This window comes from Citricoccus sp. CH26A (genome assembly GCF_000224415.1).
Lineage (GTDB): Bacteria > Actinomycetota > Actinomycetes > Actinomycetales > Micrococcaceae > Citricoccus.
Genome location: NZ_AFXQ01000023.1, coordinates 14,792 through 33,436, shown reverse-complemented (window position 1 = coordinate 33,436; position 18,645 = coordinate 14,792). Strand labels below are relative to the sequence as shown.

19 protein-coding genes are annotated in these 18,645 nt (G+C 72.3%); 7 read left to right on the top strand and 12 right to left on the bottom strand.

The annotated features are described in order from the left end of the window. Window positions 1-8 precede the first annotated feature (8 nt). On the bottom strand, window positions 9-1,205 hold the full coding sequence (locus tag CITRI_RS17665; RefSeq protein ID WP_010145224.1) for a glycosyltransferase family 1 protein: 1,197 nt from the start codon (window positions 1,203-1,205) through the stop codon (window positions 9-11). Between the two features lie 165 nt (window positions 1,206-1,370). Between CITRI_RS17665 and CITRI_RS0112655 the strand changes: the two genes are divergently transcribed. The 3 genes from CITRI_RS0112655 to CITRI_RS0112645 all read left to right on the top strand — a co-directional run bounded on the left by CITRI_RS0112655 (window position 1,371) and on the right by CITRI_RS0112645 (window position 4,506). Further along, window positions 1,371-2,747: a DUF6350 family protein gene (locus CITRI_RS0112655; RefSeq protein ID WP_010145223.1), complete on the top strand. Its 1,377-nt coding sequence runs from the start codon at window positions 1,371-1,373 to the stop codon at window positions 2,745-2,747. Between the two features lie 112 nt (window positions 2,748-2,859). After that, window positions 2,860-3,297, top strand: coding sequence for an Hsp20/alpha crystallin family protein (locus CITRI_RS0112650; RefSeq protein WP_010145222.1), 438 nt, complete (start codon window positions 2,860-2,862; stop codon window positions 3,295-3,297). Between the two features lie 102 nt (window positions 3,298-3,399). Then, on the top strand, window positions 3,400-4,506 hold the full coding sequence (locus tag CITRI_RS0112645; protein ID WP_010145221.1) for a glutamate--cysteine ligase: 1,107 nt from the start codon (window positions 3,400-3,402) through the stop codon (window positions 4,504-4,506). Between the two features lie 20 nt (window positions 4,507-4,526). Here the strand turns inward: CITRI_RS0112645 and CITRI_RS0112640 are convergent, their stop codons facing one another. Genes CITRI_RS0112640 through CITRI_RS0112620 form a run of 5 tightly spaced genes read right to left on the bottom strand, consistent with a single transcriptional unit; the run spans window position 4,527 to window position 8,175 of the window. Then, the gene (locus CITRI_RS0112640; protein WP_010145220.1) at window positions 4,527-4,949 is read right to left on the bottom strand and encodes a hypothetical protein; all 423 of its coding nucleotides are present in this window, start codon (window positions 4,947-4,949) and stop codon (window positions 4,527-4,529) included. A 20-nt stretch (window positions 4,950-4,969) separates the two neighbouring features. Then, window positions 4,970-5,914, bottom strand: coding sequence for an ABC transporter substrate-binding protein (locus CITRI_RS0112635; protein ID WP_010145219.1), 945 nt, complete (start codon window positions 5,912-5,914; stop codon window positions 4,970-4,972). A gap of 37 nt (window positions 5,915-5,951) precedes the next feature. Further along, window positions 5,952-6,635, bottom strand: a complete 684-nt coding sequence (locus CITRI_RS0112630) for an ABC transporter permease (protein ID WP_010145218.1) — start codon at window positions 6,633-6,635, stop codon at window positions 5,952-5,954. After that, window positions 6,632-7,276, bottom strand: a complete 645-nt coding sequence (locus CITRI_RS0112625) for an ABC transporter permease (protein ID WP_010145217.1) — start codon at window positions 7,274-7,276, stop codon at window positions 6,632-6,634. Before CITRI_RS0112625 ends, CITRI_RS0112630 begins: the two co-directional genes overlap by 4 nt. Further along, the gene (locus CITRI_RS0112620; RefSeq protein ID WP_010145216.1) at window positions 7,273-8,175 is read right to left on the bottom strand and encodes an ABC transporter ATP-binding protein; all 903 of its coding nucleotides are present in this window, start codon (window positions 8,173-8,175) and stop codon (window positions 7,273-7,275) included. The genes CITRI_RS0112625 and CITRI_RS0112620 overlap by 4 nt, the downstream gene beginning before the upstream one ends. A 33-nt stretch (window positions 8,176-8,208) precedes the next feature. Between CITRI_RS0112620 and purN the strand changes: the two genes are divergently transcribed. Next, window positions 8,209-8,808, top strand: coding sequence for a phosphoribosylglycinamide formyltransferase (gene purN / locus CITRI_RS0112615; protein ID WP_010145215.1), 600 nt, complete (start codon window positions 8,209-8,211; stop codon window positions 8,806-8,808). Here the strand turns inward: purN and CITRI_RS0112610 are convergent. After that, on the bottom strand, window positions 8,784-9,374 hold the full coding sequence (locus CITRI_RS0112610) for an isochorismatase family cysteine hydrolase (RefSeq protein WP_010145214.1): 591 nt from the start codon (window positions 9,372-9,374) through the stop codon (window positions 8,784-8,786). The genes purN and CITRI_RS0112610 overlap by 25 nt on opposite strands. A gap of 43 nt (window positions 9,375-9,417) precedes the next feature. After that, a complete protein-coding gene (locus CITRI_RS0112605; protein WP_050813689.1) occupies window positions 9,418-9,822 on the bottom strand; it encodes an iron chaperone in 405 nt (134 codons plus the stop codon). 330 nt (window positions 9,823-10,152) lie between these two features. On the opposite strand from CITRI_RS0112605, the gene CITRI_RS0112600 reads away from it, so the two are divergent. Beyond that, window positions 10,153-11,916: a gamma-glutamyltransferase gene (locus CITRI_RS0112600; RefSeq protein ID WP_010145211.1), complete on the top strand. Its 1,764-nt coding sequence runs from the start codon at window positions 10,153-10,155 to the stop codon at window positions 11,914-11,916. A 5-nt stretch (window positions 11,917-11,921) separates the two neighbouring features. Continuing rightward, window positions 11,922-13,043 carry a DUF418 domain-containing protein gene (locus CITRI_RS0112595; protein ID WP_010145210.1) on the top strand — a complete coding sequence of 374 codons (1,122 nt, stop codon included), beginning with the start codon at window positions 11,922-11,924 and terminating at the stop codon, window positions 13,041-13,043. Between the two features lie 3 nt (window positions 13,044-13,046). On the opposite strand, the gene CITRI_RS0112590 is transcribed toward CITRI_RS0112595, so the two are convergent. Continuing rightward, the gene (locus CITRI_RS0112590; protein ID WP_029139297.1) at window positions 13,047-13,712 is read right to left on the bottom strand and encodes an alpha/beta family hydrolase; all 666 of its coding nucleotides are present in this window, start codon (window positions 13,710-13,712) and stop codon (window positions 13,047-13,049) included. 180 nt (window positions 13,713-13,892) lie between these two features. On the opposite strand from CITRI_RS0112590, the gene CITRI_RS17660 reads away from it, so the two are divergent. Continuing rightward, window positions 13,893-14,093, top strand: a complete 201-nt coding sequence (locus CITRI_RS17660) for a hypothetical protein (RefSeq protein ID WP_010145208.1) — start codon at window positions 13,893-13,895, stop codon at window positions 14,091-14,093. Between the two features lie 3 nt (window positions 14,094-14,096). Here CITRI_RS17660 and CITRI_RS0112580 read toward each other — a convergent pair whose 3' ends face one another. The 3 genes from CITRI_RS0112580 to CITRI_RS0112570 form a co-directional block, all read right to left on the bottom strand. Further along, window positions 14,097-14,945, bottom strand: a complete 849-nt coding sequence (locus tag CITRI_RS0112580) for an alpha/beta fold hydrolase (protein ID WP_010145207.1) — start codon at window positions 14,943-14,945, stop codon at window positions 14,097-14,099. 184 nt (window positions 14,946-15,129) lie between these two features. After that, on the bottom strand, window positions 15,130-17,094 hold the full coding sequence (locus CITRI_RS0112575) for a calcineurin-like phosphoesterase family protein (RefSeq protein WP_010145206.1): 1,965 nt from the start codon (window positions 17,092-17,094) through the stop codon (window positions 15,130-15,132). Window positions 17,095-17,289: 195 nt separating this feature from the next. Continuing rightward, a complete protein-coding gene (locus CITRI_RS0112570) occupies window positions 17,290-18,549 on the bottom strand; it encodes an MFS transporter (protein WP_010145205.1) in 1,260 nt (419 codons plus the stop codon). Window positions 18,550-18,645 lie beyond the last annotated feature (96 nt).

Genomic DNA, 18,645 nt, shown 5'->3' with positions numbered 1-18,645 from the left:
CGGACGGGTCACCGCTGGACCAGCCAGCCGTCCCAGCCGGCCGACTGCTCCAGGTAGGTGCGCACGAACACGTCGTTCTGCCGGTCACGGACCCGGACGGCGCGCTCGTAGTATCCGACCAGTTGCTCGCACAGGACGGGCCAGGTCCGGCCCTGCACGGCCTGGTGCGCGGCCTCGGCGAACGCGGAGCGCTTGATGTCGTCGTAGACCAGGTCCCGGACCCGGTCCCGCAGCCCGGCCAGGTCGCCGGGCCGGTACAGCCACCCGGTGCGGGAGGGGTCCACCAGGTCCAGCGGTCCGCCGCGTCCCACCGCGACCACCGGGACGCCGGAGGCCATGGCCTCCTGGATCGTCTGGCAGAAGGTCTCCGACTCCCCGGGATGCACGAACAGGTCGAGGCTGGCCATGTGCCGGGCCAGGTCCTCTCCGCCCTGGAACCCGGCGAAGTGCGCCCCGGGCAGCCGGCGGGCCAGGGACCCCTTCAACGGGCCGGATCCGACGATCACCAGGCGGGTGCCGGGCAGGTCGCTGAGCACGGCCAGGTCCTCCACCTGTTTCTCCGAGGCCAGCCGCCCGACGAAGCCGATGAGCCGCTCCCCGTTCGGGGCCAGCTCGGCCCGCAGCGCCTCGTCCCGCCGGGCGGGGCAGAACCGGGTGGTGTCCACGCCCCGTCGCCACAGGTGCACCCGCTGGATCCCGCGGGCGTGCAGCTGGTCCACGCAGAAGCTCGAGGGGGCCACCGTGAGGGTGGCGTGGTCATGGATGCGTTCCACGTGCTGCCAGAGGACCTCCTCCAGCCACGGGACACCGTAGCGCGCCGCGTAATTGGGGACCTCGGTCTGGTAGACGCACACGCTCGGCACCCCGAGGGCGTTGGCGGCCTGCACCGCGCGCCAGCCCAGGACGAACGGGGAGGCGATGTGGACGACGTCGGGCGCGAAGTCCGCGATGACGCGACGGACCCGGTTGACGGTCCCGGCGGCCACCCGGACGTTCGTGTATCCCCTCAGGGGGATGGAGGGCAGCCGGTGGACGGGATATCCCTCGACCTCGGCGGGGGCCTCGTCGTCCATCCACGACGAGGACGGCGCGATCACCAGGACCTCGTCACCGCGGGAGCGCAGGTGGCGGATCACCTGCAGGATCGAGTGGGTGACACCGTTGATGTGGGGCAGGAACGATTCGGCGACGATGACTACTCTCACGCTCCCGGACGCTATGGTCCGTCCCTGTCAGCGGTGACTCGGCGCGGTGGCAGCCAGGTGGCGGGCGGGTGAACAGTCGGTATGCCCCCGCGTGGGGCGACGGGCGGTGCCGGGCCGCGCCGCTGCCGTCCGGCCCCCGGACCGGGTGGCACCATGGACGGTGACATGAATCCTCGCACTCCCCGCGCCCTGAAGCCGCTGCCCCTGCCCCTCTGGGTCCAGGGGGTGATCGAGACCCTGATCGCCGCGGTGGTCTCGGCCATCCTCGTCGTGGTGCCCCTGGTGGGCATCTGGTCCATGGCCGGCTTCGCGGCCACCCAGGTGGACTTCATCGCCCGGCTGGGCGGCCAGGCGTGGCTGGCGCTGCACGGCGTGCCGCTGCACCTGACCCTGGAGTCCCCGACGAGCAGCGCGGACACGCTGACGGGCACGTTCTGGTTCCTGCCCTGGGGCCTGGTCCTGATCCCGCTGGCCCTGGGCTGGCGGGCCGGACGGCGATTGGCGCGCGCGTCCTACCGGGACCAGATCTGGCAGCCCCTCGCCGGTGGGGCCGGTGCGTACGCCCTCTTCTGCCTGGGCACCTCGTTGCTGGTGCCGAGTGAGTCGGTGGCCATCAACCCGTTCCTGGGGACGCTGATCCCCACGGCGCTGATGGTGGTCGCCCTGCTGACCGGCGCCCGGAGGGAGGCCGGTTCGTGGGAACGGCTGATCGGGGTCGACGCGGCCGAGCGCATCGCCACCTGGTCACAGGCGTCCCGCTGGGCCGGGTCCTACGCCTGGTCCGTGGTGCGGGCCGGGTTCGTGGGCCTGATGGCCTCCTTCGCCCTGGCCTCGGTCCCGCTGTCCGTGCAGGTCGCCCTGAGTTGGGCGGACATCGCCCAGGTGTACCAGCAGGTGGACGCCGGCATCTGGGGCGGGGCCACCCTGACCGCGGTGCAGCTCGGGATCATGCCCAACCTGGCGATGTGGACGCTGGCCTGGACCACCGGGGCCGGGTTCTCCCTGGGGGCGGGGTCCACCGTCTCCCCGCTGATGACCGCGGTCGGCCCGCAGCCGGCCATCCCGGTGCTGACCGCCGTGCCGGTGGGCCTGGACCCAGCCTGGTCCTGGCTGTTCCTGCTCGTGCCGGTGGTCGGCGGCTTCATGGCCGGCTGGTGGCTGCTGCGGGAGGGGGAGAACCACTTCGACGAGTGGCTGGCCGTGCGGATCGAGTCCCGCTGGGCCTCGCTGACCGCCTCCACCCTGGTGCTGGGCCTGCTGGTGGCCCTGGCGACCGCCCTGTTGTCCCTGCTGCCGTTCGCCGTCTCCGGAGGGTCCCTGGGGGTGGGCCGGATGACGGGACTGGGCCCGAATCCCTGGGCCGCCGCCGGCCTGCTCGGCGTCCTCGTAGGCCTGGGGGCGATGATCGGCTACCTGGTGTCCCCGTGGTGGGAGCGGGACCGCTTCGTGCTGCCGGACGAGTGGCACGACGAGGCGGACGACGTCGACGGGTTCGAGGGCGACACGGACGCCGGGAGGACCCGGGGGCCCGAGGAGGACTAGGCACCCGGCTCTGGCACTCTCCGACCAAGAGTGCTAAATAATTGCCGAGGCCGTAGCCACGGCCCGCCGGCCCGGAAGGCCCGGGTCCGGTCACCGTATGGAGGTGATTTCTGTGGCCAACCATGTTGATCCCCTGCGCGAGATCGACCGGGTGCTGAACGGCGTCTTCGGGCAGATGGCATCGTCGGTGCGGACACAGGCGATGCCGATGGACCTGTATCGCAGTGAGGACCACTTCGTCCTGAAGGTGGACCTGCCGGGGGTGGACCCCAGGTCGATCGACGTCGACCTCGAGGGGCGGACGCTGACCATCCGCGCCGACCGGCAGGACGAGGAGACGGGCCAGATCCAGTGGCTTGCCCGGGAACGCACCACCGGCACCTTCGCGCGGCAGCTGACGCTCGGCGAGGGGCTGGCGACGGACAGGATCGACGCCTCGTACACCGACGGTGTGCTGACGCTGCAGATCCCCGTGGCCGAGGAGGCCAAGCCCCGCCGCATCGAGGTCTCGCACACCGCCAACCAGGGGGCGATCGGGCAGTCGGCCTGAGCCGTCCGCCGGCCTGACCCTCCCCGGCGGGTGTGCTCCGAGTCACGCCCGGATGACGCGTCTGCCATGCTGGGAGCCTTCGACGAGGCGAGGTGGCGGTAGATGCGCACGTTCGGTGTGGAGGAGGAGCTCCTGCTGGTGGCGGTTCCCTCCCTGGAACCGCTGCCCGCCGGGGAGGCGGTGGCGGGTCCGCGGTCCGAGGAGACGCCCTCCGGCCACCGGGTGACGGTGGAGCTGCAACAGGAACAGATCGAGGTCGACAACCCTCCGCAGACCACCCTGACCGGACAGTTCGCGGCCCTCCGGGCCGGGCGGGCCCTCGCCGAGGAGGCCGCCGTGCGGGCCGGCGGACGGGTCGCGGCGCTGGCCACGGCCCCGGGCGGCACGAGCCTCCACCTGACCCCGAAGGCGCGCTACCAGCGGATCGGCAGGGAGTTCGGGGTGATGGCCCTGGAGAACCTCACCAACGGCCTGCACGTCCACGTGGGCGTCTCCTCCCGGGACGAGGCCGTGACCGCCCTCGACCGGATCCGTGTCTGGCTCGCCCCCCTGCTGGCGCTCAGCGCCAACTCCCCGTACTGGCAGGGGGTGGACACCGGTTACGCCTCCTACCGCCACCGGGTGATGACCCGATGGCCCGTGAGCGGTCCGCCGGAGGTGTTCGGCTCGGCCGCCGGTTATGACCGGCACCGGGACCGGCTGCTGGCAACGCAGGTCCCCCTGGACGCCGGCATGATCTACTACGACGCCCGCCCCAGCGAGCGCTACCCCACGCTCGAGGTGCGCATCGCCGACGTCTGCACGGACCAGGCCGTGGCGGCCGTGATCGCCGCGCTGGTCAGGGCCCTGGTGGAGACCGCCGTCAGGGAGCCACGCCGGCCGGCTCCCGAGGTCCCCGCCTCGGAGCTGGGAGTGTGGACCTGGCTGGCCAGCCGCTCGGGTGTCGCGGGCCGGCTGATCGACCCGGCCACCGGGACTCCCGCCCCCGCGGCGGATGTCCTCGGCCGGCTGCTGGACGGCGTCCGGCCCGTCCTGGTCGACTACGGGGAGGAGGGGACGGTCGAGGCCGTCGTCACCCAGGTCTTGCGGCAGGGCACCGGCGCGCACCTCCAGCGCGAGGCCTTCGGCGCGCACCAGGACCTCCGGGACGTGGTCACCGTGGCCCTCGAGGCCACCCACCGTGTCTCGCCGCCGTCCGTGTGCGGGTGATCCGGGCCGGCGCGTACCCGTTACCGGGCACCGACCGGACCGGTGAACCCGGCCAGTTGCTCGGTGTACTCCTGGCTGCACCGCTCCAGCGCACGCTCGGTGATCGCGCCGGCGGTGCAGTCCTCGAACCGCGTGGTGGCGTCCCAGAACACGACCTGGGAGGCGGTGACGAACCCGAAGAGGGCGCAGCCGGCCATGCCCGCCACCGCGCCCACGCGCAGGAGCCACGGCGAGGGGATCCGGGCGGTGCGGACCAGGGCGAGGACGCCGAAGACGATGCCGGTGACGGCGAAGACCAGGGAGACGGCCTTCCACGGCAGGGTCAGGACGGAGGCCAGGTAGGTCAGCAGCAGCATCCCCGCCAGCCAGACCAGGGCGGTGCGCAGCGAGCGGTACCGCGTCAGTTCGGTGTCGGTCGATGCTCCGGGCGCGGTCTGGCTCACCGCTCCAGCCTACTGGGGTGTCAGGACAGTCCCTGACCGGCCAGCCAGGCCTGCGCGATGTCCTCGCTGGAGGCCTCCTTCTCGACGGACTCCCGGTTGAGGCCGATGAGCGCCTCCGGGGTGAGCTTCGCGTTGACCTTCTCGATGATCGCGGCGGCCTCCTCGTCCACGGCCTCGGAGGCGATCGGAGTGACGTTCTGCGGCAGGATCAGGTTCTCCGGGTCCTCCAGGGTCACCAGGTCCTCGGCCGCGATCGAGGGGTCGGCCGAGTAGATGTCGGCGAGCTGGACGTCCCCGTCCACCAGGGCCTTGACGGTCAGCGGGCCACCCGAGTCCTCCACGGGCACCACGGTCACGTCCACCCCGTAGGCCTCCTTGAGTCCCGCAGGACCGTAGGGACGGGTCTCGAACTCGGAGTTGGCGGCCACCTTCAGCGGCTCGTCCACGTTCTTCAGGTCCGCCAGGGACGTCAGGGAGTGCTTCTCGGCGAACGCGCGGGTGACGTTGTAGGAGTCCTGGTCCGTGGCCTCGGCCGGTTCCAGCGGACGCAGCCCCTGGGGCAGCACCTCGGTCAGCGCGGCCTGGATGTCCTCCGGCGAGGTGGCCGTGGCCTCGGCGTCGTAGTACTGGAGCAGGTTCCCGCCGTACTCGGGCATGACGTCGATGGCCCCGGACTCGACCTCCGGCAGGTACACCTCGCGCTGGCCGATCTGGTAGTCCCGCTCCACCGTGTACCCCTCGGCCTCGAGGGCCTGAGCGTAGAGCTCGGCGATGATCTCGTTCGAGTAGTACTGCTGGGACCCGATGACGAGGGCGTCCCCGCTCCCACCCGTGCCCCCCGTGGCCGACGATGAGCCGGAGGCGGTGTCCTGGCCGCCGAGCGGGTCGGAGCTGCCGCAGCCGGTCAGGGCGAGGGCGGCGACGGCGGCCAGGGCCAGGGCGGAACGGCGGGTGGGGTTCTTCATGGGGGTCCTCTTCCGGAGACGGGCGCTGTTCTGAAACCTACGCGTTGACCCCGCGGCGCGCCACTGTCACCCCACGTGGGACGGCGGCCCGTCCGGCCAGGGCGAACACCCCGTCCAGGACGAGGGCGAGGACGACGACGAGCAGGGAGGAGCCGAGCATCATGGCGTAGTCCTGGGTCTTCAGGCCCAGGAACAGGTAGCGGCCCAGCCCGCCGGCGCCGACGTAGGCGGCCAGGGTGGCGGTGGCCACCACCTGCAGCGCGGCCGAGCGCAGCCCGCCGACCAGCACGGGCAGCCCCAGGGGCACCTCGATCTGCCAGAGCACCTGGGCGCCGGTGTACCCCTGGGCCCGGGCGGCGTCGATCACGCGGCGGTCCACGGCCTCGAAGCCGGCATAGGCGGCGGCCAGGATGGACGGGACGGCCAGGATGACGAAGGCCGTCATCGGCCCCGCCAGCCCGATGCCCAGCAGCAGCGCGGTCAGGGTGAGCACCCCGAGGGTCGGCAGGGCGCGGGCGGCCCCGGAGAGCGCGACGGCGGCTCCGCGCCCCCTGCCCGTGTGGCCCACCCACCAGCCGATCGGCACGGCGATGGCGGCGGCGATCACCACGGCCAGCAGCGTGTAGCCGAGGTGCTCCAGGGACCGCGCGGCGATCCCGGACGGCCCGGTCCAGTGCGCGGGGTCCAGGCACCAGAGCACGGCCTCCCACAACTGGTTCATGCCCCCGCCTCCGCACGCGTCCAGGGCATGGCCAGCCGGCCCAGCACCACGAGCAATCGGTCCAGTGCCAGGGCGAGCACCACGGTCAGCACGATCCCGGTGAGGATCTCCGCCAGGATCCCGCGCTGGAACCCGTCCGTGAAGAGCAGCCCGAGCGACGGGATGCCCAAGACGGCCCCCACGGTGCACAGGGACACCGTGGAGACGGCCACCACCCGCAGCCCGGACAGGATCACCGGGCCGGCCAGGGGCAGGTCCACGGTCAGGAACCGGCGCAGCGGCGGATAGCCCAGGGCCACGGCGGCGCCGCGGGCCTCCGGCGGCACCCCGTCCAGCCCGTCGGCCACGCTGCGCACGAGCAGGGCCACCCCGTACAGGGTCAGGGCCACGACCACGTTCACCACGTCCCGCACGCCGGTGCCGATCAGCACCGGCAGCACGATGAACAGCGGCAGGGACGGGATGGCGTACATCAGTCCGGCGCCGGTCAGCACGGGGCCGTTCAGGATCCGGTAGCGGTGTGCCAGCCAGCCCAGCGGTACGGAGATCACCAGCGCGGCCAGGATGGCCGGCAGGGACGTGGCCAGGTGTGCCCACGTCCGGTCCGCGATCAGCGGCAGGTTGTCCAGGACCCAGTTCATGCGCCCGGCGCGTCCTGGATTCCCGGCCGGGGCCCGCCGTCGGCCGCGGCACCCGGGTGCGCGCCGTCGTCGGGCCGGCCGTCCGGTTCCGCGAGCACCCCGGCGGGCCGGCCGTGGGCGTCCACCACCACGATCGAGCCGTCCGCGGCGCGCTCGCGGTGCAGGGTGCGCTGGCCGCGGTCCAGTCCGAGGAAGGTCCGCACGAAGTCGTTGGCGGGCTCGGCGACGAATTCCCGCGGGGTGCCCTGCTGGGCGATGTCCGCGCCCGCGCGCAGCAGCACGATCTGGTCGCCGAGGGCCAGGGCCTCGTCCATGTCATGGGTGACGAACAGGATGGTGGTGCCGATCTGGCCGTGCAGCTGGCGCAGCTGGCGTTGCAGCTCGGAGCGCACGAGCGGGTCCACGGCCCCGAAGGGCTCGTCCATCAGGAGGATGTCCGGGTCGGCGGCCAGTCCGCGGGCCACCCCCACACGCTGTTGCTGGCCGCCGGAGAGCTGCGCCGGGTAGCGGTCGGCCAGCTTTGCGTCCAGGCCGACGAGTTCCATCATCTCCCCGGTGCGCCGCCGGGCCGCGCGGCGGTCCACGCCGTTGAGGCGCGGGACGGTGGCGATGTTCTGGGCGACGGTGCGGTGGGGCAGCAGTCCCGAGTTCTGCATGACGTACCCGATGCGCCGGCGCAGGGCGACCGGGTCCCGGCCGGCCACGTCCTCGCCGTCCACGAGCACCTGCCCGGAGGAGGGGTCGACCATCCGGTTGACCATGCGCATCAGGGTCGTCTTGCCGCAGCCCGAGGACCCCGCCAGGACGGTCAGGGTGCCGCGGGGGACGTCGAGGCTGAAGTCCTGGACCGCGACGGTGCCGTCGGCGAAGCGCTTGGTGACTGATCTGTAGGAGATCATGGGTTCACCCTACGTGGACCTACGATGGAAGCCATGCGCATCGTGGCCCTCGTCTCCGGATCCGGCACCAACCTGCAATCGGTGATTGACGCCGTCGTGGCCGGCCGGCTGGACGTGGAGATCGCCGCGGTGGGGGCGGACCGTCCCGACGCCGGCGGGCTGGCCCGCGCCTCGGCCGCCGGGATCGAGACGTTCGTGGTGGACTTCGCGCAGTTTCCCGACCGGGCGGCCTGGAACCACGCGCTGACCGTCCGGACGGCGTCGTACGCGCCGGACTACGTGCTCTCCTCCGGCTTCATGCGGATCGTCGGTGAGGAGTTCCTGGAGGCCTTCGGCGGACGGTACCTCAACACCCATCCGGCACTGCTGCCGGCCTTCCCGGGCGCCCACGGGGTCCGGGACGCCCTCCGGTACGGGGTCAAGGTCACCGGGTGCACCGTGCACATCGCCGATGCCGGCGTGGACACCGGGCCGATCCTGGCCCAAGCCGCCGTGCCGGTGCTCGCCACGGACACCGAGGAGGTCCTGCACGAGCGGATCAAGGTCCAGGAACGGCACCTACTGCTCGCGGTGCTCGGGGAGCTCGCCGCCGGGAAGCGGCCGGAGGACTACTTCGCGGTCAGCAGCCGCTGAACCTCGGGACGGTTCAGGATCGTCTGGCGGAAGTCCGCGCTGACGTTCTCCAGGTCCGTCCAGCCGCGCTCCGCGTCGGAGGAGGCGATGGCCTGCCGGGCGTAGACGACCTCGAAATCGTGGGCGAAGGCGTCCCGGCCGGTGGCCGAGACGCAGGACTCTGCGGTGACGCCGGCCAGCACGAGCCGGCGGACGCCGGCCTCACGCAGCTGCTCCACCAGGTCGGTGCCGAAGAACGCGCTGTCCCGCGTCTTGACCAGGTGGCGGGCCGGTTCCACGTCCAGCCCGTCGAGCAGGCTGGCCTGCCAGCTGCCCTCGAAGTTGAAGCCCTGGTCGTCCTCGAGCATCTTCAGCGTCCAGGTGGACTTGTCCTCCTGGTGCACCGTGTTGACCACGAACACCGCGTGGCCGCCCGCGTGGGCCTGGGCGGCGAGCCAGTTCGACTCCTCGACCAGCAGGGCACGGGTGTCCTGCAGGTCGGGGAACTCGAAGAAGCCCTCCTGCAGGTCGACGAAGAGGACGGCGGTGGGCACGCCGGGATCGGGGAGGTCTGTGGGATCGGGCATGGGGGCAGTCTAGGGGCGCGGGTCCCGGGGGCGAGAGGCCCGGCTACATCCAGGTGACGCCCTCGTCCTCGTACTCGCGCACCCGGGCCAGCATCATCCGCTCGAGCAGGTCGTGCGGCGCCGGCTGGCCGTAGAAGAGCTTCACCGAGCCCTTGCCCGTCTCGAAGTTGACCAGTTCGTCCTCGAAGGCCTCGCGCACGCTGGGCGTGAAGGTCATGTTGGCGTGGGCCTTGTGGCCGGAGAACTGGAACAGGATGGTCCCGCGCGGGTGGACGTAGGCCGGTTCGTTCCACTTCAGCGTCTCGGTGGCCTCGGGCACGACGGCCCGGGCCAGGTCGCGCAGTTCCCTCAACAGGGCGCGGGCCAGCTCGGGGAACCCGTCGATGTACGCGTCGACGTCGGCGGATCCGGGGGGACCAGGGACTGCGGGGCTGTCGGTGCCGGTCATGGACACAGCGTAAGCCGTGGACCGGGCAAGGCGAAGGCCCCGGCTGAGGGGACCGCCGGGGCCTTCTGTCATCATCACTCGCACCTTGTGACGCCCTCGACGGTACGGGCCGAACCTTGGCGGGGACTGTGCACCGGAGCAGAGAACCCTGCGCAGGCCGGACCCGTCCGGGCACCGGTCCGGTCGCCGGGCCGGGCACGGGCTGTGGACACGGGAGCCGCCGCCGTTCGGAGCCGGACGGCGGGGGCCGCAGTGTGGGATAGTCGATGAAGGCTGTCGTCGTGATCGCACCGTGATCTTCACTGGCGACCTGTCGTCCCCAAGGAGCCCATGAAGAAGCAACCGGCCCTCGGTGCCGTGCCGCTGCTGGCGGCCGTACTGACCCTGTCCGCCTGCCAGGCGCCGACCTCCGCACCGGCACCCGGAACGTCCTCCCCGGCTGCGCCGTCGTCGTCCGCCGGTGACACCGCGCGCCCCAGTCCCTCCGCGAGCGCGGAACCGCGCACCTCCCCGGCGGGCGCGGCCGCCCAGCTGGACCAGCACGGCGTCTCCGCCGCGCACCCGGAGGCCGTCGAAGCGGGGATGCAGGTCCTGGACGAGGGCGGCAACGCCGCGGATGCCGCCGTGGCCGTGGCCTTCGCCGTGGCCGTGGTGGAGCCCTACGCCTCCGGCATCGGCGGGGGTGGCTCGGCCCTCCTGGCGGCCCCGGGCGAGGAGGCCACGAGCTATGACTACCGCGAGGTGGTGGCCCAGGACGGGCGGATCCCGGACTCCGGCACCGGCGTCCCGGGACTGGTCGCGGGGCTCGCGCAGATCCATGCAGACCACGGGACGCTGGAGTGGGAGCAGCTGCTGCAGCCGGCGATCGGCCTGGCGCAGGAGGGCTTCCCCGTCTCCGACTTCCTGGCCCAGCGGATGCGCTCGGACTTCGGCCCGGTCTCCATCGAGGGCCTGGAGCACTACCACTCCGCCTCGGGTGAACCACTGGTCGCGGGGGAGACGCTGGTGCAGGAGGACCTGGCCCGGACCATGACCACGATCGCCGACCAGGGGCCCGAGGCGTTCTACACCGGCAGCATCGCGGATCGGCTCAGCGAGGTCGACGGGCTCGACGCCGCGTCCCTCGCGGCCTACGAGCCCGAGCAGGTGGAGCCGGTCAGCGGGGAATTCGGCGACTACGAGGTCCTCTCGGCCGCCCCGCCCCTGCCCGGCGCCGCCCTCGTCCAGCAGCTCCAGGTCGCCGAGGCCCTGGGGGTCGGCGAGCACGAACCGGGGACGGCCGGCTACGTGGACCGGTTGGCCGAGGCATGGATCGCGGCCGAGGGATCGGTCACCCACTTCCTCGGGGATCCCGACTTCGTGGACGTCCCGGTCGACCAGCTCACGGATCCGGCACGCAACGCCGGCATCGCCGACCGGGTGGGACTGCTGGCCGGCGGGACCGGTGCCGGGGCCACCGGAGCCGACGACGGCGCGGGCCCGGTGACGGCCACCGGCGTGGTGACCGCGGGCAACACGACCCACCTGACGGTCGTGGACCGGTCCGGGTTCACCGTCTCCATGACCAACACCCTGACGAGCTTCTGGGGCGGCAGCGAGTCGGCCTCCGTCGGCGGGTTCTTCCTCAACAACCAGCTCTCCCGCTTCGAGAGCGAGGCGTCCCCGGCGAACAGGCCCGAGCCCGGGCGCAAGTCCGTGAGCTGGTCCGCCCCCAGCATGGTGCTCGATGACGAGGGCCGTCCCGTGCTCGGGCTCGGCAGCCCGGGCGGGCACCAGATCCCCAACATCCTCTCCGGGGTCCTCGTCGCCTGGGCGCTGCAGGACGCCCCGCTGCAGGAGGCCGTCGACGCCCCGCGGTACCACCTCCAGGACGGCGTGCTGGCCGTGGAGCAGGAACCGTCCGGGGACCTCGCCCGGCTCATCGACGAGCGAAAGTGGGAGCTCCAGCGCACCGAGCGGGACCAGGCGATCTTCGGTTCGGTGCAGGCCCTGGAGATCGACTACGCCACCGGTGAGGTCACCGGGGCCACCGACAGCCGCCGGGAGGCCGACGTGGAGATCGCCGACGTCGCGGCCCCACAGGGTGAAGGATGACCCTCATGGGCGCCGTCCCATCCTCCTTCCAGCAATCCGACGACGACCGGCCGGCCGAGCGGCCCCCGGTCGGTGCCGGTGAGCCTGCCCCGAGGACCGGCCGCATGGTCGGCCTGGACGTGGCGCGGGCACTGGCGATCATCGGGATGATCGCCGTCAACGTCGGACCCCGGGGTGAGGGCGGCCTGTTCGGCACGCTCTACGACCTCCCGCTGGGACGGTCCTCCGTGCTGTTCATGCTGCTGGCCGGCGTGGGGATGTCCATCCTCACGCGTTCCTCGCGAGGGCCTTTAGGTGGCCCCCTGCCGTGGCAGACCGTGGTGTGGCGGGCGGCCCTGCTGCTCGTGGGCGGGCTGGCCCTGCAGATGGCCGGCCATGAGGCCAGCGTCATCCTGCCGGTCTACGGCCTGCTGTTCGTCGTGTGCCTGCCGCTGCTGAGGGCTCCGACGTGGCTGCTGGCCGCCCTGTCCGCCACCTTCCTCGTGGCGGGCCCGATCCTCTGGGTGGCCGTGCGGCGCGGCACGGATGCCTTCACCATCAAGGAACCCACCCTCGTGGACCCCCCGCCGGAGATCCTGGACGACATCCTGTTCTCCGGGTCCTACCCGGCCGTCGTGTGGGTGGCGCCGTTCCTGCTCGGGATGGTGATCGGCCGGCTGGACCTGCGGGACGGACGGCTTCAGCGCGTGTTCCTGGTGGGCGGTGCGGTGGCCGCCGTCGGGGCCTACGCCTTCTCCCGGTTCCTGGTCCTGCTGGTGGGAGAGCCCGGGCGGACGGTCGGCTGGGACCGGCTGGTGTCCGTGACCGGGCACTCCCAGATGCCGCTGTGGCTCATCTCGAGCATCGGTGCGGCCCTGTGCATCCTCGGTGCGTGCCTGGCGGCGGAGCGCTTCCTGACCCGATGGACACCGGCGCTGGCCGCCATGGGGCGGCTGTCCCTGACCGTCTACGTGGGCCACCTGCTGGCCCTGGCCGTGTTCGTCCGCCCCGGGCCCGGCTCGCTGGCCGGCGGTTACGCGGTCACCGCCGTGCTGTGCCTGGCGTCCCTGCTCTTCGCCTGGTTGTGGACCCGCCGGTTCGAGGTGGGCCCGCTCGAGGCGCTGATGCGCCTACCGCGCGGCCAGTAGGCCCTACGCGCCGCCGGCGATGAACTCGAGCACCGCCGGGGCCAGGCCGGCCCCGGTCTGCTCCTGGCTGCGCCGGTCCCGCGGCACCTTGAAGGAGTGGTCGGCCTCCGCCACCCGGCGCACGACGGCGTGGTCCCCGATGCGCCCGGCCACCGGTTCCAGCTCGCCGGGCAGGGCGAACGTGTCCCGGGATCCCTGCAGGAAGAGCATGGGCAGCGTGAGCCCGTAGAGGTGCTCGTCCCGCAGCTTCCCCGGTTTGCCCGGCGGGTGCAGCGGGTAGCCCAGGAAGACCAGTCCGGCGGCCTCCATGCCCTCCGCGACGGCCATCGAGGCCATCCTGCCGCCGAAGGACTTGCCCGCCGCCCAGACCTGAGCGCCCCCGGCTCGCTCGCGGGCCGCCGCCATCACCGCGCGCCAGGTGGCGACGGCCTTGGGCGCGCGGTCGGGGAACTTCTTCCCGGCCTCCGCGTAGGGGAAGTTGAAGCGCCAGGTGGCCACGCCGGCGTCGTTGAGGGCACCGGTGAAGCCGATGAGGAAGGGATGGTCCATGCCGGCCCCGGCACCGTGCGCGACCACCACGGTGGCGGTGGGGGAGCCGGGGCGGGCGCAGACGGCGGTGACGGTCTCCTCACCGACGGGGATGCTGAGCCGTTCGTCGCGGATGTCCATGGCGTCCATGGTCCTACACCGCACAACCTGCCGGGAGCACCGCCGCGACGTCCCGGGCCCCTCGTGACGCGTCCTCCAGGACCCCGCCCGGCACGCGGGGCGGACCTATCGTCTCACCGGGCCGGAGGCCCTGGCCTTCGACGAGGTCACCCGGATCATCTGCGAGGTGGAGGGGCCGAGGTGCGCTTCCACGACGAGACCGTGGAGGAGGCACACGCGTCCCGCCGGGCGTGGAACCCGCCGCCGTGGCAGGCCGATGCCTGGGTGTCGACCTACACGGCAATCGCCCGGGGTGAGCTGGACGTGGTCAGCGGGGACATCGAGGCGGTCACCGGGACGGCACCGATGACGTTCCGGGAGTTCCTGCGTCGTCGGGGGTGAGGGTCACCGGTCGGCCGCGGTGTGCTCCAGGATCGAGCGGGCCACGATCTGCCAGTCCGCCCGCTGCAGTCCATGGCCGGCCGCGTCGAGCGGTAGGAGTCGGGCCCCCAGAATCTCCTCGGCCAGGGCCCTCCCGTGGGCGGGCGGGAAGAGCGGATCGGCACCGCCATGGATGACCAGCGTGGGTGCGGTGATCGAGGACAGCGGCCCCCGGGGGCGTTCCTCGTCCGCCAGCAGGTCGTGGTTCTGGACCGTCCGGATGTCCCGGGAACGGGCGACGTCACGGGCCACGAGACCCTTCACCGCGGCCACGTCGACCGGGCGGTCCGGGCCGGTGAGCATCCGCTCGTACCCGACGAGGTAGTCGGCCACGGACGCGGGGTCGGACCAGTCGACGTCCACCGTGGAGGCGAAGTCCAGGACATCACGGGTCGGAGGCGGCAACCGGCGCTCCCCGGGGACCGCGGGGCTGGTGCTGATCAGGACCAGGGAGAGCACGCGGTCCGGGTGGTCGAGGGCGAGCAGCTGAGCCAACCCGCCACCCGCGGAGAGGCCGACCACGTGGGCGGCCGGGAGCCCGTAGGCGTCGAGGACACCGACGGCGTCGTCGACCAGGTCCTGGCCCGTGTACCCGGGGCGGCCGGGTGGGTAGGCCACCGAGCGACCGGTGTCCCGGTGGTCGTAGCGGATGACGAAGCGTCCGCCGTCGGCGAGCAGGCGGCAGAAGCCCTCGTCCCACCAGAGCATCGAGGCGCCCAGGCCCATGATGAGCAGCAGGGGCGGAGCCGCCGGGTCGCCGAAGGACTCGGTGCAGAGCTCGGCGCCGCGGGCCTGGATCATCCGTTCCGTCATCGGTCGCTCCTCATCCGCGGGCCGGTCCCCCACACGCTAGCCGGGGGAAGGCCCGAGACGAAGGGGGTCCCGGTGATCGAGACCCCCCGCCGTGGTTCCCACGGCGGGGGGCCAGGATCACCGGGACCCGGTCCGTCGGCCGGGGTGTCCGGCCACCGTCCCCTCGGAGGCGGGTGCCCGGTGACTACCCTGTGACCTCGAAGGTGATCTCCTCGGTGTACTCGCGACCGTGGACGTCGGTGGAGGTCACCTCGGCGGTGTGCTCCCCGGGCTCCATGGACGCCGGCAGCTCGAACTGCCACAGGTGCATGGTCCGGTCGGCGAGGGACCCGCCGTGGACCAGCTGCTCCTGCACGGCGGCCGGGTCGGACCACTGGGCGCCCACGCGCTGGCCCTCCCCGGTCAGGGACTGGGTGCGGACGGCCTCGACCGGGTCGGCGCCGTCGATCGAGACCTCGACCGTGGAGCCGGTGGACCCCATGAAGAAGTTCGTAGTCAGCCACGTGCGGTCCAGCAGGTCGTCGGGGGAGACCTGCAGCGGGTTCTCGAAGGCCGGGGCCTCTCCGCCGTTGTCCTTGTTCTCCTCGAACCAGGCCCGGTACCGCGGGGTGTTCAGGCTCAGCGTCTGCTGGAAGTCCTCGTCCTCCCCGCGGACGGTGAAGCGCTCCGTGACCTGCGTGCCCTTGAGGTCCAGGGTCAGCACGCCGGGATGGGCGCCATCACGCTGGACGGCCAGCGGGAAGCTGCCCTCCACGTCCCGTCCGCTGTACCAGTCCCCGGAGATGGCTCCCGCGGTGATGTGGGTGAAGGGCAGTTCCTCCACGCCGAACAGGTCCTTCCAGCCGGCCATCGAGTCCCCGGCCCGCAGGTTCTCCACGCTGTGCGTGTGCCCGCCCAGGGTGATCACCTCGCGGCCCTCGAGGATCTCGTAGATCTCCCGGACCTGGTCCACCTGGTGCTTCTGGCTGCCCTGGTCGGCGAAGTCCAGCAGCGGCACGTGTCCGGCCAGCACGATCAACCGGTCCTCGGGGGTGTTCTCGATGTCGTTGCGCAGCCACTGCATCTGCCGCTCGTCCAGGCTCCCGTTGTAGTCACCCTTGGCGGCGTCCTCGCGAGTGGGGAAGTCCAGGTTGCTGGTGGCGACCACGTGGGCGCGACCGACGTCGTAGGAGTAGTAGGCGGCACCCAGGTTCTCCCGGAAGGAATCGGTGCTGTGCTCGCGCTCGGTGGCGTCGAAGTCCAGGTCGTGGTTGCCGGGCAGGAAGCGGGCCGGGCCGTTGAGCATGGAGGCCAGCTCCCGCGTCTTCGGGTAGAGCGAGAGGTCGTCTCCCACCACGTCACCGATGAACAGGGCGCCGCAGCCGGCGTAGTCGGTGCGGTCGGCCAGGTCGGCGAAGGCCCCGCTGCGGGCGAACTCGACCTCCTCCTCGGTGTACGTCTGCACGTCACCGCCGATGACGCAATGCTGCGCGTTCGACTGGGTGGCCTTGCTCTTAGCCAGCGGGAAGTTCAGGGCCCCGGGGACCGGACCGGTCGGTTCGATCCCGCCGAACCGCAGCTCGGGGGACCCCTCGGGCAGGTGGTTGTAGGAGAACTGGGCCACGTTGTCCTCGTCCACGGGGACCTGGTAGCCGGACGGCTGGGTGACGAAGACGGTCATGTTGTCATAGACCGGCAGCTCGTAGTCGCCGTGGCGGTCCGTGGTGACGACGTCACGTCCGTTGGAGACCCGGACGCCCCGGATCCCGCGCTCGCGGCGGTCCTGGGTGGAGTTCTCGTTGCGGTCCTCGAAGACGGTCCCGGAGACGGTGGTGGCCCCGGCGTCCTCGCCCTCGACCACCTCCACCTGGCCGCGGAACGCCGTGCGCTCCCAGCTCGGGGACCTCTCGCCCCGGTCACGGTCACGGTCGCGGTCCCGGTCGCCGGCCGCGGCGGGCCCGGCCTTCCCGGCCGCCGGCTGGACGCCGGCCGGCGGCGCGGCTGCGGTCGAAGCCGGCGCGGCCAGGGCGCTGCCCTGAGCGAGGGTGGCGGCGACGACGACCGTCAGGGCGCCGGCGGCGACGCGGCGGCCGGTGTCCCGGCCGCGGGGGCGCCCGGGAGCCGTCTCGGGGTGGGGGTGGTGCTTATGCGAACCGCTGCTCTTCTTCACGTGTGTCCTCCGCTGGTCTGTTGAGCCGGGTTCATCCCTGGCCCGGCCCTGTCCACCCTGCGGGCACCGGATGACGTCCAGGTCACGATGCGGTGACGGGCAGGCAAGCACAGTGCGACAGCACGCCCACGGGAAGGCCGCACGCCGACGGTCCGGCCGGCGTCGTGACCGCCCCGGTCCCGGCGGCCCCGGCGCTCACGCCTCGGTGACCTCCAGCTCCCGGCCCCTGGTCTCCGGGGCCATGGCCATCATCAACACCACCGCCGCCACCACCAGCACGCCGGTCACCACGAAGGACCAGACCAGGCCCATGGCCGGGACCAGCCAGGCGACGAAGACCAGCGGGCCCACGCCGGCGGCGATCCGGGACACGGCCGAGGCCCAGCCGAAGCCGGACCCGCGCAGCTCGGTGGGGTAGAGCTCCGAGACGTAGGTGTAGAGCACGGGGATCGCCACCTGCACCACGAACCCGAAGGACAGCACGAGGGGCAGCACGGCGGCGGGCACGTCCAGCAGCGCCGCCAGCGCGGCCATCAGGAACGAGGAGACCACGGCGGTGACCGCCAGCAGCCACTTGCGGCCGGTCTTCTCCACCAGCCAGGCGGCCACGATCACGCCGAGCAACCCGACGGCGGCCATGGCGCCGGTCATGATGAACGCCCGGGCCTGCTCGTAGCCGGCGTCGATGAGGAAGGTCGGCAGCCACTGCAGGGCGATGTAGTAGACGAGCATGATGGTGAAGAACAGCGCCCAGGACACGAGGGTGACCTTGGCGGAGTACCGCCACAGCGAGGCCAGCTGTTCGCCCAGGGCGCCGACGGTCAGCGGCTTCGGCTTGGGCACGGGCGGCAGCACGTACTCGCGCGCCGGCTCGCCGGTGCGCCGGACCATCTCGTCGATCACCTTGCGCGCGTCGGCTTCGCGGCCCTGTTGGATCAGGAACAGGGGGGACTCGGGGACCATCAGCCGGACGAGGAACACCAGCAGCGCCGGCAGGATCATCACGAGCAGGGGCAGCCTCCAGTCGCCCCACGTGGCCACCAGCCAGGCGGACAGGAAGCCGCAGCCGGCCGCCCCGATCGGCCACCAGCCGTCCATGGCGGTCAACACGGTGCCCCGGTGCCTGCGCGGGGTGAACTCCCCGACCAGGGCGTAGTCGACGGGGATGCAACCGCCCAGGCCGAATCCGGCCAGGAACCGGAACAGCACGAACCAGCCGATGCCGCCGGTCAGGGCGCCGGCGAGGGTGAAGACCGAGAAGACCAACAGGGTGGCCGCGAAGGCCTTCTTGCGTCCGATCCGGTCCGCGACGGTGCCCCAGACGAAGGCCCCCAGGGCCATGCCGATGAGGTTCGCGGTGCCGATCCACGCGGCCTGGCCGGCGCTGAGGGCCCATTCCTCGCGCAGCAGCGGGATCAGCACGCCGTTGAGGGAGACGTCCCAGGCGTCGAACATGAATCCCAGGCCGCCGACGATGAAGACCCGGCCCTGGGTGTTCCACCGCCACGGCAGGTTCTGGACGATCTCCTCACCCGTGGGCAGGGTCGAGGC

Excerpts from the sequence above, each read along its gene's own strand:
- CITRI_RS0112605 (WP_050813689.1), bottom strand. The coding sequence starts at position 9,822 with ATGACCGGCACCGACAGCCCCGCAGTCCCTGGTCCCCCCGGATCCGCC.
- CITRI_RS0112595 (WP_010145210.1), top strand. The coding sequence starts at position 11,922 with ATGGGCGCCGTCCCATCCTCCTTCCAGCAATCCGACGACGACCGGCCG.
- CITRI_RS0112580 (WP_010145207.1), bottom strand. The coding sequence starts at position 14,945 with ATGACGGAACGGATGATCCAGGCCCGCGGCGCCGAGCTCTGCACCGAG.
- purN (WP_010145215.1), top strand. The coding sequence starts at position 8,209 with ATGCGCATCGTGGCCCTCGTCTCCGGATCCGGCACCAACCTGCAATCG.
- CITRI_RS0112655 (WP_010145223.1), top strand. The coding sequence starts at position 1,371 with ATGAATCCTCGCACTCCCCGCGCCCTGAAGCCGCTGCCCCTGCCCCTC.
- CITRI_RS0112620 (WP_010145216.1), bottom strand. The coding sequence starts at position 8,175 with ATGATCTCCTACAGATCAGTCACCAAGCGCTTCGCCGACGGCACCGTC.
- CITRI_RS0112610 (WP_010145214.1), bottom strand. The coding sequence starts at position 9,374 with ATGCCCGATCCCACAGACCTCCCCGATCCCGGCGTGCCCACCGCCGTC.
- CITRI_RS0112645 (WP_010145221.1), top strand. The coding sequence starts at position 3,400 with ATGCGCACGTTCGGTGTGGAGGAGGAGCTCCTGCTGGTGGCGGTTCCC.
- CITRI_RS0112630 (WP_010145218.1), bottom strand. The coding sequence starts at position 6,635 with ATGAACCAGTTGTGGGAGGCCGTGCTCTGGTGCCTGGACCCCGCGCAC.
- CITRI_RS0112625 (WP_010145217.1), bottom strand. The coding sequence starts at position 7,276 with ATGAACTGGGTCCTGGACAACCTGCCGCTGATCGCGGACCGGACGTGG.
- CITRI_RS0112635 (WP_010145219.1), bottom strand. The coding sequence starts at position 5,914 with ATGAAGAACCCCACCCGCCGTTCCGCCCTGGCCCTGGCCGCCGTCGCC.
- CITRI_RS0112590 (WP_029139297.1), bottom strand. The coding sequence starts at position 13,712 with ATGGACATCCGCGACGAACGGCTCAGCATCCCCGTCGGTGAGGAGACC.
- CITRI_RS0112600 (WP_010145211.1), top strand. The coding sequence starts at position 10,153 with ATGAAGAAGCAACCGGCCCTCGGTGCCGTGCCGCTGCTGGCGGCCGTA.
- CITRI_RS0112570 (WP_010145205.1), bottom strand. The coding sequence starts at position 18,549 with ATGTTCGACGCCTGGGACGTCTCCCTCAACGGCGTGCTGATCCCGCTG.